General features: G+C 62.4%; 10 protein-coding genes and 1 pseudogene. 5 read left to right on the top strand and 6 right to left on the bottom strand.

The window, feature by feature from the left end; genetic code table 11:
- Nucleotides 1-23: 23 nt before the first annotated feature.
- The 3 genes from AC1DJO_RS00055 to AC1DJO_RS00045 form a co-directional block, all read right to left on the bottom strand.
- Complete coding sequence (locus AC1DJO_RS00055; RefSeq protein WP_477969187.1) at nt 24-881, bottom strand: AraC family transcriptional regulator; 858 nt, start codon at nt 879-881, stop codon at nt 24-26.
- A 47-nt stretch (nt 882-928) separates the two neighbouring features.
- Complete coding sequence (locus AC1DJO_RS00050; RefSeq protein WP_112390259.1) at nt 929-1,636, bottom strand: DUF1045 domain-containing protein; 708 nt, start codon at nt 1,634-1,636, stop codon at nt 929-931.
- Between the two features lie 115 nt (nt 1,637-1,751).
- Nucleotides 1,752-2,927 (bottom strand): NAD(P)/FAD-dependent oxidoreductase, encoded by a 1,176-nt coding sequence (locus AC1DJO_RS00045; protein WP_477968283.1) that lies wholly within the window; start codon nt 2,925-2,927, stop codon nt 1,752-1,754.
- Between AC1DJO_RS00045 and mnmC2 the strand changes: the two genes are divergently transcribed.
- Nucleotides 2,926-3,645, top strand: a complete 720-nt coding sequence (gene mnmC2, locus AC1DJO_RS00040; RefSeq protein ID WP_477968281.1) for a tRNA (5-methylaminomethyl-2-thiouridine)(34)-methyltransferase MnmC2 — start codon at nt 2,926-2,928, stop codon at nt 3,643-3,645. The two genes, AC1DJO_RS00045 and mnmC2, sit on opposite strands and share 2 nt — an antisense overlap.
- On the opposite strand, the gene AC1DJO_RS00035 is transcribed toward mnmC2, so the two are convergent.
- Nucleotides 3,640-7,020: a response regulator gene (locus AC1DJO_RS00035; protein ID WP_477968279.1), complete on the bottom strand. Its 3,381-nt coding sequence runs from the start codon at nt 7,018-7,020 to the stop codon at nt 3,640-3,642. The genes mnmC2 and AC1DJO_RS00035 overlap by 6 nt on opposite strands.
- A gap of 321 nt (nt 7,021-7,341) precedes the next feature.
- Here AC1DJO_RS00035 and AC1DJO_RS00030 point away from each other — a divergent pair, with 321 nt between their 5' ends.
- A complete protein-coding gene (locus AC1DJO_RS00030) occupies nt 7,342-7,644 on the top strand; it encodes a hypothetical protein (protein ID WP_112390255.1) in 303 nt (100 codons plus the stop codon).
- A gap of 43 nt (nt 7,645-7,687) precedes the next feature.
- On the opposite strand, the gene AC1DJO_RS00025 is transcribed toward AC1DJO_RS00030, so the two are convergent.
- Nucleotides 7,688-8,089, bottom strand: coding sequence for a GFA family protein (locus AC1DJO_RS00025; protein WP_477968277.1), 402 nt, complete (start codon nt 8,087-8,089; stop codon nt 7,688-7,690).
- Between the two features lie 70 nt (nt 8,090-8,159).
- On the bottom strand, nt 8,160-8,744 hold the full coding sequence (locus tag AC1DJO_RS00020; RefSeq protein ID WP_477968275.1) for a TetR/AcrR family transcriptional regulator: 585 nt from the start codon (nt 8,742-8,744) through the stop codon (nt 8,160-8,162).
- A gap of 153 nt (nt 8,745-8,897) precedes the next feature.
- Here AC1DJO_RS00020 and dctP point away from each other — a divergent pair, with 153 nt between their 5' ends.
- From dctP to AC1DJO_RS00005, 3 genes and pseudogenes are all read left to right on the top strand, one after another.
- Entirely contained in the window at nt 8,898-9,986 is a 1,089-nt protein-coding gene (gene dctP, locus AC1DJO_RS00015; protein WP_477968273.1) for a TRAP transporter substrate-binding protein DctP, read from the top strand.
- A 365-nt stretch (nt 9,987-10,351) separates the two neighbouring features.
- Nucleotides 10,352-12,007: a DEAD/DEAH box helicase gene (locus AC1DJO_RS00010; RefSeq protein ID WP_112537972.1), complete on the top strand. Its 1,656-nt coding sequence runs from the start codon at nt 10,352-10,354 to the stop codon at nt 12,005-12,007.
- Between the two features lie 261 nt (nt 12,008-12,268).
- Nucleotides 12,269-12,751 (top strand): annotated as a pseudogene (locus tag AC1DJO_RS00005) (radical SAM protein); the annotation flags it as partial.

Raw genomic sequence — 12,751 nt, 5'->3', positions numbered from 1 at the left:
AACGCCGTCTTGAACGAAAGTGATTACCGGGCGCGGTACTGGCCGGGCGTCAGTCCGGTGCGGGCCTTGAAATGCCGGGTGAAATGAGCCTGATCGGCAAAGCCGCATTCGAGCGCAATCTCCGCAGGCTGTTCGCCTGCCTGCAGCTTCCGCCGGGCGATCCTGACGCGGACATCTGTGAGGAAGGCATGCGGCGTGATGTGGAATTCCTTGCGAAAGGCGCGGATCAGATGCGCACGGCTGAGACCAGCGATAGCGGCGAGCTCTTCGAGACCGATATCGCTTTCATATTGCTCCGCCAAATAGTCGCGCGCCCGGCGCACCGCCGACCGTTCGGCGCTATCGACAGGAATGATGATCGAGCTGCCATGCTGGCGGAACATCGCGTCCAGCACCAGGAACATGCCCTGCCCGGTCTCCAGCGCCCCGGCCCCCGTCTCCAGTGTCCGATGCGCCTCCAGAAAGGCATTGGCGAGCTTTGGATCATGGAGGATCTGCTTGCCAAAGGCCGGCGTGCCGTGGAAGGCCCGGCCGGTCACGTCCTCAAGAATTTCCCGGAACAGTGCCATGTCAGGATAGATCATCCGGTAGCGGTAACCGCCATCCGTTGGCGCACCGTCATGCGTCTCGCCGGGATTGATCAGGTAGAGATCGCCGGGACCGGAGGCCTCGCGCGCACCGCGGATCGTGGCGATCTGGCTGCCGCTCTCGATGGCGCCGATGCTGAACGTGTCATGCGCATGCGGCGCAAACTCGTGGGTCAGGAACGTCGCGCTCAGGCATTCCATGCCGTCGAAGCGCCGGTCGCGCCAGAAGCGGGTCGTCTCCGCCCCGGCGAGCGGCATGGCAACAGTCGCCTGTTCCTGGGAAATATTCTGCATCGCGCCGATATAGCAGTTTTCCACAGCCGCTTCTTGAACAAAAGTGATCAGGCGATCTTCCGGGCGCTGACCTTGCCCATCGGATGCAGCGAGTGAACGCGGAACGGCCCGCCCATGCCCTCTTCCATCATCAGCGCGATATTGGAGATGGCGATCGGCTCTGCCAGCACCGGCTCGAAGATGCCACGCAGCGCCTGTTCGATGCGCGGCATGTCGACAACATTGACCGGGCCGGTCACCGGCATGTGGAACCGGTACTCGTCCATCACATAGGGGTTGCCCCAGCGGTGTAGATTCGTGAACTGCGCCGCCGACAAACCGTCGGGATCACTCCGCTCGATATCGGCTTCCGAAAGTGGCGCCCGGAAGCCATCGAAATGCTGAACGATCGACGATGCGAGATAGCGGACATTCTCGCATGGCAACGTCGGAACCAGGCTGTAATAGTTTCCGAGCCGCGCCACTTCGATGCGCGGCACGCTGAACGGCTGGAACGTGCCGGAAAAGCGCATCAATTCCCGCAGTAGTTGCGCTTCAGATACCTCCGCGGAGAGGTGGAACGGCGCTTTCAGCACGCCATGAAAGCCGTAGCGGCGCGGCACGGCCGTGTGGAAGGCGATTTCGTGAATGCCGAGACCGCGAACGGCCGGCGGCTCCAGCATCTCGCCCGAAAAAACGTTACGGCCAAGCCAATTGGCCGCCACATGGCTGAGCGGATCGCTCGGCGAAGGCGTGAAGCAAATGGCATAGCGCATGCGATTTCCTCCATCTGAGAATGCGGCGCACGGCCGAATCCGGCGCCGTCGATGCGCAAGCAGATAGGTGATTTGCATGACAGAATAACGAAATATACTCTGGACGAATTCACGTTTAGCGTGAAGCGGCCGTGATATGGCTCGAAAGCGCGAAGCTTTCAGGCAGGTCGAAGGAGAGCTTTTCGCCTGCAATTGGTGCAACGACAGCTTCGGCAAGCCGATGCGCCAGGCCGAAGCTGACCTTGAAACCGCCGGTTAGCGCATGCAGATGCGCATGAAGCGGGTGCGGCCCCACCATGGGATCGCGGTCGATCGCCTTCGGCCGCAGCCCCGCCCAGCGCTCGATAACGCGCGCATCACGGAGCACCGGCACCATCTCGCGCGCAGCGGCAATAAGCGGATCGAGTAGCGCATCTGTGGACAACGGTTCCGCAAAGCTGTTCTCGCTGGTGCTGCCGACCGCGACATGCCCGCCCTCATGCGCGACGATATAGAGCCCGTCGCGGAAGATCGTCGGCATTGCGGGATCGACATCGGCTTTCAACAGCGCCGCCTGCCCCTTCACCGGTTGCCCGAGCGGCTGCGGCAAATCGGGCGTGAAGCGCTGAAGGATTGGGAACGATCCGTGCCCGGCGGCAATGATGCAATCGCCGAAGCCGATGCTCCGGCCGCCGATAACGGCAATCCGCGCCCCTGTATCAAGGCTGTCGAGCGCCGCCTCCTCCAGAAGCCGAACATGCTTCGCCCGCATCAGGAACGCCCGGAGGACGGCGATCAGCGCGCGCGGCGCCACCCGACCGGCCAGCGTATCGTGAACGAAGCCGCTCTCGCCTGCTGCCGCGTCTATCCAGCCCTGAACAGGTGGCGCATCGCTAACATGCCAGTGAAACGCCCGTCCCTGCTGATTCCAGTTGGTCTCGGCATCGGCGGAGTGGCGGAGCGCAATGGTCTTCAGATGCGGCTTCGGCAGCGGGATAAGACGGCCGGAGCGCCGGTAGCCGGCCGAAAGCCCGGTTGCCGCCTCGAGAACGGCGATCTCGCCTTCAAGGCTGACAAGCGCATCGAACTGGAACTGCTTCTTGGCATTCCATTTGTCCGGCATATGCGGCATCAGCGCGCCGAGCAGACCGCCGCTGGCACCCTGCCCGATCCGCCCGGCATCGATCAGCAACGTATCGATGCCCAGCCGCTCGGCGTGAACCGCCGCCCACAGACCCATGATGCCGCCGCCGGCGATCAGGAGATCGGCGGATTGACCGGAGAGAAGAGCCGGACTATCGGCTTGTGGCATGACAGATATCGATCCCGATCAGATTGGCAACAACAGCCAGCCGCTCGAATGGCGAGACGGCGATATGCCTTATTCGCAGGCCTTTGGCGACCACTTTTATTGCCAGACCGACGGCCGCCTGGAATGCGGCCACGTCTTCCTCGCAGGCAACGGCCTGCCGGAACGCTGGGCTGAAAAGCAGAGTTTTCTGATCGGCGAACTCGGCTTCGGCACAGGCCTGAACTTCGCCGAGACCTGGCGGCAGTGGAGGCTACAGCGCAGCGACGGCCAGCATCTGCACTTCATATCCTTCGAGCTTTATCCGATGCAGCGCGAGGAGATCCACCGCGCCCTGTCGCACTGGCCCGAGATCGATGCCGAACGCAATGGGCTGACGTCCGTCTGGCCGGATGCACCAACCGGCACCGTCAGCCTCGATCTCGATCCGCAGACCCGCCTCAGTGTCGTCTGCGGCGCTGCGTTAGACGGCGTGAAGGCCGCCGAGCCGCGCTTCGATGCCTGGTATCTCGATGGCTTCGCGCCATCGCGCAATGGCGACATGTGGTCGGAAGAGTTGATGCGGCTGGTCTGCGAGAAGACGGTTTCGGGCGGCAGCTTCGCCACTTATGCGGCGGCGGGATTCGTCCGGCGCAATCTTGTCGCTGCAGGCTTTGCCGTCGAGCGTCGCAAGGGCTTTGCGGGAAAGCGCGAAATGCTCTGCGGCCCCAAGGACCTATAGGCCGGAGCGGCCCGGCACCGGCTCGGTCTTGCCTAGCCACAGCTGGATTTTCTCTTCCAGCAATTCGGGACTGATCGGCTTCGACATGTAGTCGTCCATCCCGGCATCGAGGCAAAGCTCGCGGTCGCTTTCCAGCGCATGCGCGGTCACGCCGATGATCGGCACGCGATGCCCCTGCCCGCGCTCGCGGGTCCGGATCGCCCGCGTCGCATCGTGGCCGTTCAGGACGGGCATCGACACGTCCATCATGATGATGCGTGGCGAATGCGTTTCCCAGGCATTGACCGCTTCCTGGCCGTTGTTGACCACGAGGAAGCTGAGGTTAGTGCCCTGCAGGATCTGCGTGAAGACGATCTGGTTGACCTCGTTATCCTCGGCTACCAGCACATCGACGAACTCGGCCTTGCGCCGAGGCTCCTCGCGCACGGGTTCCTCGAACTCCGGCTCCTTGAGTTGCGCTTCCGCCTGCAGCCGTGCGAGCTCGGTTTCCGAAGCCTGCTTCACGCGCTTGGCCCGGACGACCTCGACGATCGTGCCGCGCAGCAGATTGGCGCGCGCCGGCTTCATCAGATGCGCCTGGCCGTTCAGCGCCGCGAACTCCTTCTCGGAGCCCGAAATATCCATCGATGTCAGGAAGATGATCGGCAGATTCTCGAAGCGCGGATCGGCGCGCAGGCGGCGCGCCACTTCGGCGCCGTTCATGCGCGGCATATGATAATCGAGCACCAGCGCATCGACCTCGACGCCGACCTGATGCGCAGCCTCCAGAATGGCAATACCCGTCGCGCCACTTTCGGCCGCCACGCCGTCGAAGCCCCAGAGCGTCAGCTGTTCGCTGAGAATCGCGCGGTTCACCTCGTTGTCGTCGATAACGAGAATGCGGGCGCCGCGCACATTGACCGGCAGCGGCTTCGGATCGAGTTTCGCAGCAGCGACCGCGAATGGCAGATTGACGGTGAAGACCGAACCCTTACCCGCGTCGCTCTCGGCATGGATATAGCCGCCGAAGAGATCGACGAGCCCGGCGGTGATCGCCAGCCCGAGACCGGTTCCCTCATGGCGCCGTGTCGAGGAGGAATCGACCTGCGAGAATTTGTCGAACACCGATTGCAGCTTTTCGGCCGGAATGCCGATGCCGGTATCCTCGATCCGGAGCTCGACCATCACCTCACCATCCGATCCCTGCCGGAACCCGATATCGACGAAGACATGGCCCTTCTCGGTGAATTTCACGGCGTTGCCGACCAGATTGGTGACGACCTGCCGGAACCGCCCGGCATCGCCGATGACCGCGGCAGGCAGGTTGGGATCAGCGCGTACCAGAAGCTCCAGATCCTTCTCCGCCGCCTGCGACGACAGGAGCGTTGCGACGTCCTCGACCGCCTCGACGAGATCGAACGACGCCTTGCGCAGCTTCATCTGCCCGGCATCGATCTTCGAGAAGTCGAGAATGTCGTTGATGATCGTCAACAGCGCATTGCCGGATTTGACGATGATATCGATGAAGGTCTTCTGCCGCGCGTCGAGATCGGTCTTCGCCATCAGCTCGGCCATCCCGAGAACACCGTTCATCGGCGTGCGGATCTCGTGGCTCATATTGGCGAGGAATTCCGATTTCGCGCGGTCGGCGGCTTCGGCCCGCGACAAGAGCCGCTGCAGCTCGCCTTCGCGCTGCTTCATCTCGGTGACGTCGGTGAACAGCGCGATCCAGTGGCCGCGTTCGCTGATCGTCGCCTCCATGTTCACCCAGCGCTCGCCGAGGATATGGAAGACGGTGATGATCGGCTCACGCGCGGCGATGGAACTGCGCCAGTAATGCAGCGTATCGGCGGCCGAACCGTTGAAATCGCCGCGCTCGGCGCAGAAATTGAAGAGATCGATCCAGCCACGCCCTGCGGCGAGATATTCGGCAGGGATCTGCAGCACCGGCACCAGCGCCTCATTAGATAGCTGGATGATGCCATCCTGAACGATCGCCAGCCCCTGCGGCATCGCCCGCGTTGCATCGCGCATCAATTCGCCGAGCGTCTCGATCGCCGCCCGTGCGTCATGCACTTCCTGCTCGCGCTGGCGGATGGTGCTGATATCGGAATAGGTCAGCAGGATGCGGTCGTCGGAAATCCGCCGGCTGTCGAAGATGATCGACTTGCCGCCCGACCAGTTGAGCTCTACCGGCTCCGGATCGCCCTCGGCGGTGAAATGGTGGCGCCGCGTTTCCAGCACTTCCTCCGGCGTCTGGCTGTAGCCATAGCGCCCGAGTTCGTGATTGCGGCGGATCACATCGAGAAATGGCCGGCCGTCGAAACGGTCCTCGATCGGCAGATCGCTGATCGTATAGAACTCGTCGTTGACGTAGAGAATATCGAGCTTGTTATCGAGGATCAGCACGCCGACCGGCAGCGAGCGCAGGATGCTTTCGATATCCCGGTGCAGCACTTCTGCATGCTGCTGGGAATTGATGATCTCAGCTTCGCGCTCCTTGAGCGGCGAGATATCCGAGAAGGAGCCAAAGACGTAAAACTTGCCGTCAGGGGTCTGCACCCGGTTGACGCGCGACAGGATGGGGTAGGATTTGCCGTCGGTGCTCGGTACGCGGCCTTCGATCTCCGTTAGCGAACCGTTCTTCAGCGCCAGCATATTCTCTTCGTAGATGCCGCGTCCGCTCTCTTCGCCGAACATCTCGAATTCGGTGAGGCCGAGCACCTTCGAGCGCTCGTGCCCGGTGAAGGTCTCGTAATACTGGTTGGCATAGACGAGCCGGTGGGCCTCGTCGCGCACGAAAGCGGCGACCGGCAGATCCTCCATGATCGTGCGCAGAAGATCGAGTTCGGCAACGCTTTCGTGCCAGCCCTTTTCGCTGGGCGGCCGCGCACCGCCGCGATAGGCGGAATTGACGACAAGCGGGCGGCCATCGGCGGCAAAGACGCCGATCGGGTGATCGAGCGTTTCGAGGGCGGTACGCACCCGCTCGAAATCGGCCAGCAGCGCCTGATCCGGCCCGGTGGAAACAGCGCGGCGGGGCTGCGGCCGCTTCTCGAAGATGCCGAGCACATAGGCCCGGTCTTCCGACGGCATGAAACTTTCGATCTGGACGCGCTCGTGGCCTTGCCCCGGCCGGTCGAAACAGATGGCATTTTCCTCGGTACCGAAGACCAGCGCCCGGCGCTCCTTGTCCTCGCGCTCCTCTTCCTCGGGGCGATCATGCACCTCGCGGCTGCGGCGGCCGATGAAATCGGAGATCTCCATGCCGAAGAAGCGCGCATAGGCTTCGTTGACGGCAACGTAGCGAAGCTCGCTATTCTTGACATAAGCAGGGGTATCCAGATCCGCGATCCGGCTGCATGCCAGTTCCAGAAGGTTACCTGCCGATGTCAAAAAGCGTCCACTCCCGCTGTGAATGAAATATTCACGACTGCAACCATAATGCCAAGCCGCTTAACAAGCTTTTAACCATAAAATCTTAGAGCGCGAGCGCCGGGCGCCAAAAGCGATGTTAAAGTTGAATCAGAAGACCAGCCGGACGTCTCATCTATTTGCCATTGCTTGTTCTTTTCCGGCTGCTTCGTTGCCCCGCGCCCTTGGAATCATGGAGAAAATTTAATCCCGCAGGCGCTTGCGCGACCATCAACGCGCCGCGATCGGGGCGGATTCTGACCATGGCTTCAAGACGAGCCTTGTCCATGAAAGGAATTCGACATGTCCGTTCTTCATAAGACCATGGCGGCGGGCCTGATTGCGCTGACCTTTGCCGGCGCCACCCTCGCCACCACAGGAACTGCCAATGCCCGCGGCGGCAACGCCTTCTGGGGCGGCGTTGCCGGAGGCGTCGTTGGCGGCGTGGTCGGCGGCGCGATCGCATCGCGCCCCTATTATCCGCCGGCCTATGCCTATTACCCGCCACCGGCCTATCCGGCTTATTATGCCCCGCGCTATTGCCATCCGGCATGGCGCTATGACCGCTGGGGCCAGCCCTACCGGATCGAAGTCTGCAGACGCTGAGTGAATTGCGGCGCCGCTTCCTCCCGGCGGCGCCGTCTTCTCTCTAAAACCAGAGATCGCGCACGCAGCGCCCTTTCGACGGCAGATCGGTGAAGGTCACCAGCCCGTCGAAATGGTCGATCGCCAGATCTTCCACCGCCTCCGGCGGCGCGAGCCTGACATTGACCGCCATCCGCCGCCGCCCGTCCGGCTCCAATACCAGACCGCGCCAGACGAGAACGCAGGCGCAGGCAGGGCAGAACAATATCTCCAGCGGCGACTTGTCTATTCCCGAGCGCGTATAGGACGCCGTGGGTCCGCTGACGGCAACCCGCTCGCCCTCATAATCATAAGCCCAGAGCGTCCCGTAGCGGCGGCAGAGCGTACAGTTGCAGGCTGTGATCGATCCCGGATCACCCTTGAGCGTCCAGTGCGCCTTGCCGCAATGACATGATCCGATCATCATCGATGCCGCTCCTCTTCGTCTACCGCATTCTGCCTCAGCGAGGCTCCAACCGCAAACGCAGCGCCGAAAATCAGGCCTCCGCAGCCGCCTGCAGATAGGCGGCCGACAGCAGGCGTGCCTCCGCACCGAGCCCGTCAAGCGCATCGTCGGCCACCGCCAGCTTTCCGAAGCTGCCCCTCGATAGCCCCGCCAGCGAGGAAAGCAGCGTGAAGGCCGTCTTCTCCGCCTGGCAAAAGGATGCATCAGCCGCATTGGTCAGGAGCCTGACGACCGCAGCCTCCAGCCTTTTCAGCACATCGGCCGACATCCTGAACTGGTCGATCGCGCCGGCCACCCGGTAGAGCGCGGTGGTGGCGTCGGGACGCGCGAGTTTCACCGAGACATAGGCATCCGCAATATCTTCCGCGATCGCTGCAATCGGCTTTCCGTCACCCGATATGGCCTCGATCGCCTCGGCGATCTGTTCGAAATGGCGCAGCAGAATTGCGAAGAGCAGCGCCTGCTTGTTGGGGAAATATTGATAGAGGGTGCCGACGGAGACACCGGCACGCTCGGCCACCCGCGTTGTCGTAAACAGCGCCAATCCACCCGTCAGCAAAACCTGAATGGCTGCCTCGTGAATGGTCTCGACCGTCGCGCCCGATCGTGCCTGCACCGGCGCTTTCCTCGGCTTCAACCGTGATGGGATGGCGTTTTCCAAATGCGAATACCGAACTGAAGGATCCTTCAGGTATATTTGCGGCTGACGTGAGGGTCAAGCAAACGGCACCTCACCCGGCAGCATCAGAGACAAGGAAAGAGCATCGCGATGATCGAGAACCAGATGACCACAGGCGAAAACGGCATCAGCCGCAGGCTGTTCCTCGCCACGGCCGCAGGCGCGGCCATGGCATCCTTGCCGTCGAATGCCTCGGCCCAGCAGGCCGCCTCGCCCCGCGTCCTGACGTTCAGCGATCACGAGCCGCTCGGCGGAATGCGCACCCGGTTTCTCAAGGATGTGCTGTTCCCGGCAATCGAACGGGAATCGAACGGGCGGCTGAAGATCGAGGATCACTGGAACGGTGAGATCGCTGCTGCCTATGACGCGCTCGGTGCGGTCAGCACATCCAAGGCCGACATGGCGACCGTCGTGCCGGAATACACAGCCAAGGAATTGCCGCTGCACCAGATTTTCAAGAGTTTCCCAACCGGCCCGGCCGGAAGCGCGCAGGTCGATTTCTTCCGCCGCGTCTACGCCGAAGTTCCGGCCTTCCCCGCGGAGCTGGAGAAAAACAACATCGTTCCGCTTTTCTGCGGCACCGGATATCCCGTGGCCTTCTTCAGCACCAAGCCGATGGCGGGTCTCGATGGCTTAAAGGGCGGCAAATGGCGTTCGGCGAGCTTCTGGCATCTGGACTTCCTTCGCAATGCCGGAGCAACCCCTGTCACCATGCATTGGGGACCTGAAATCTATGATGCTTTGAAAGCCGGAACGCTTGATGGCCTGATGGTGAATGTCGATAGCGGCTACATGCTGAAGGTCCACGAAGCCGCGCCCAACGTGCTGGTGTCGAAGGATCTGTGGCTCGGCCACCTCTATATGCTGACGATCAACAAGGACGTCTGGAACACCCTCGCGCAGGAAGACAAGGATGCGATCGCCCGCGCCGCAGAGACGTCGTACAGGGCTCTCGGCCCGGTGATGGATCGCAGCTTCGATGCACAACTGGCGGAACTGAAAACCGCTGGGGCGTCCGTGCGAATTCTTGAGGCCGCCGAGCCCGTGCGCTTTGGCACAGCCGCCAAATATCGCGACGTGCAGTCGGCCTGGGCGGAAGAGCAGAAGCGTAGCGGCACTGGCAATGCCGGTGCCGTATTGGCCGAGGTTACAGCGATCATGAACGATATCATGGGGTGAGTGGCAGCGGCCCCATCCTGCTTCTCCGTGACATGATCGAGGTGCCGGTCGCCGCTCCGGCGATGGGCACGCAATCGCCATAAAGCCATCGCCTCTTGACTTTCAGCGCGAACTAGACCAAATGCAGCCCAGCTTTCACCTTCCGGCCGCCGCGTGAGCGTGCCCCTGCCAGCAAATAGGAGCAGGAAGAAGGACAAAAGCGCATTTCGTATTGACCGCATCCCAAGACGCGGCAGAAGCGCTGGAAAGCTTTTTCCAACAAGACAAGTTCCCACTTCACGCGGGGTTCTTGACGCCAGAACAACACCGGGCCGCATTCCGCGCTCCGGCGATTTGGTTTTGGCGCGCCCTGAAAAGGTTATGACTTGACCAATTTTGAATCGCTTGGTGTCTCCAAGCCGATCGTCGCCACTCTTTTCCAGCTCGGCATCGAAACGCCGACCCCCATCCAGGAAAAGGCGATCCCTCTGCTCATCCAGGGTCGTGACCTCATCGGTCTCGCCCAGACCGGTACCGGCAAGACCGCTGCCTTCGGCCTGCCGCTCATCGAAAAGCTGATCCCCGAAGAGCGCCGCCCCGACAACCGCACGACCCGCACGCTGATCCTGGCGCCGACCCGCGAACTGGTGAACCAGATCGCCGTCAACCTGAAGAACTTCCTGCGCAAGTCGCATCTGCGCATCAACGTCGTCGTCGGCGGCGTCTCGATCAACAAGCAGCAGCTGCAACTTGAAAAGGGCACCGACATTCTCGTCGCCACCCCCGGCCGCCTGCTCGACCTCGTCAACCGCCGTGCCATCGGCCTGACCGCAGTGCGCTACCTCGTGCTCGACGAAGCCGACCAGATGCTCGATCTGGGCTTCGTGCATGACCTGCGCAAGATCTCCAAGATGGTGCCGAAGAAGCGCCAGACCATGCTGTTTTCGGCCACCATGCCGAAGGCGATTGCCGATCTTGCCGCCGACTTCCTGACCGATCCTGTTACCGTCGAAGTCACGCCTCCGGGCAAGGCTGCCGACAAGGTCGAGCAGTATGTCCACTTCGTCAACGGCAAGAACGACAAGACCGACCTCTTGAAGAAGTCGCTGACGCAGAACCCGGATGGCCGCGCCATCGTCTTCCTGCGCACCAAGCATGGTGCCGAGAAGCTGATGAAGCATCTCGATTCCGTCGGCTACTCGGTCGCCTCGATCCATGGCAACAAGAGCCAGGGCCAGCGCGAGCGCGCCCTCAAATCCTTCAAGGACGGCGATATCAAGACGCTGATCGCCACCGACGTTGCCGCCCGCGGCATCGACATTCCGGCTGTCAGCCACGTCTATAACTACGACCTGCCTGAAGTCGCCGAAGCCTATGTCCACCGCATCGGCCGTACGGCCCGTGCCGGCCGTGACGGCATCGCGATCGCCTTCTGCGCTCCGGATGAAGCCCGCCTGCTCCGTGACATCGAGAAGCTGATGAACATCAGCATCACCGTTGCCAGCGGCGAAGCGCCGGCCGACATGCGCGCCGCCCCGCGCCGTGCAAACGGCAACGGCAATGGCAACAACCGCAATCGCGGTGGCGAGCGTCAGGCCCGTGGAGGCGAAGGCCGCAGCGAGCAGCCCCGCGGCGAAAACCGCGGAAACCGTCCGCAGCGCCCACGCCGCGAAGGTGAAGGTGGCGAGGTTCGTGCCGGTGGCGAGGAGCGCCGCGAGCGCCGTCCCCGTCCCGAACGCCAGACCCAGCGCAACGAGGACTTCCGCGGCCAGCGCCGTGGCGAAGTCGCTCCGGACCTCGGCCCGGACAACGATCTCGCAACGACGTCGGATTTCCGCCCTGCCGCCAAGAAGCCGCAGCGTCCGCACCATGGCGGCGGCGAAAACCGCCATCATCCGGGCGGCGCCCGCAATGCCCACGGCCGTCCAGCCCGCAAGCATGGCGAAGGCCAGCAGGCCCAGGGCGAGCGCAAGGATGGCTCCGGCGGCATCCGCCGCAAGGGCCCGCGCAACGGCGGTGGCCAGCGCCGCGAACAGGCCTGAGCGTCTGTCCGAATACTGAATTCACGAAGAGGCCGGTATATTCCGGCCTCTTTTTGTTTTAAAACATAGGAGACGGCTTACATCCGGATAAGCGGCCTTGAAGCGCCGTGAACCGGTCACATGTGAAAAACGACATTGCAATCTGCATGCGAGACGCCGGGATCGTCATCCAAGCAGTATTGTTAGGCGCAGGCTCCGGAAAGGAGCGGGCGCCGTTAACTGTGTTTATTTTCAAGTCCATTGGATTAAGTGAGATAGCCAGTGTCATTGCCTTCGAGATCGAGCGCGCGCCGCTTCCAGTTCATCCTGATCAAACCGTCGCACTATGACGACGACGGTTACGTGATCCGCTGGTGGCGGGCGATGATCCCTTCAAATTCGCTGGCCGCGCTTTACGGCATCGCCGCCGACTGCGGCGAGCGCGAGGTGCTCGGCCCAGGTGTCGGCATCGATATCAAGGTGATCGACGAGACCAACACCCGGGTCAATATTCCGGAACTCCTGTCACTGCTTGCCCGCAACGGCAATTTCGGCATGGTCGGTCTCATTGGCGTGCAGTCCAACCAGTATCCCCGCGCCCTCGATATCGCCCGCCCCTTTCGGGCTGCCGGCATTCCTGTGTCGATGGGTGGCTTCCATGTCTCCGGCTGTCTGTCGATGCTCGACGGCAAGGCCGTGGAGCTCGACGCCTGCCGCGAGATGGGCATCTCGATGTTTGCCGGTGAAGCCGAAGGGCGCCTCGAC

It is taken from the genome of Rhizobium sp. 05N430, from assembly GCF_056396985.1.
This window is presented reverse-complemented; position numbering and strand designations above follow the sequence as displayed.

Bases quoted from the DNA above. Each gene is read 5' to 3' on its own strand.
- AC1DJO_RS00055 (WP_477969187.1), bottom strand. From the start codon at position 881: ATGCAGAATATTTCCCAGGAACAGGCGACTGTTGCCATGCCGCTCGCC.
- AC1DJO_RS00050 (WP_112390259.1), bottom strand. From the start codon at position 1,636: ATGCGCTATGCCATTTGCTTCACGCCTTCGCCGAGCGATCCGCTCAGC.
- mnmC2 (WP_477968281.1), top strand. From the start codon at position 2,926: ATGACAGATATCGATCCCGATCAGATTGGCAACAACAGCCAGCCGCTC.
- AC1DJO_RS00045 (WP_477968283.1), bottom strand. From the start codon at position 2,927: ATGCCACAAGCCGATAGTCCGGCTCTTCTCTCCGGTCAATCCGCCGAT.
- AC1DJO_RS00030 (WP_112390255.1), top strand. From the start codon at position 7,342: ATGTCCGTTCTTCATAAGACCATGGCGGCGGGCCTGATTGCGCTGACC.
- AC1DJO_RS00025 (WP_477968277.1), bottom strand. From the start codon at position 8,089: ATGATGATCGGATCATGTCATTGCGGCAAGGCGCACTGGACGCTCAAG.
- dctP (WP_477968273.1), top strand. From the start codon at position 8,898: ATGATCGAGAACCAGATGACCACAGGCGAAAACGGCATCAGCCGCAGG.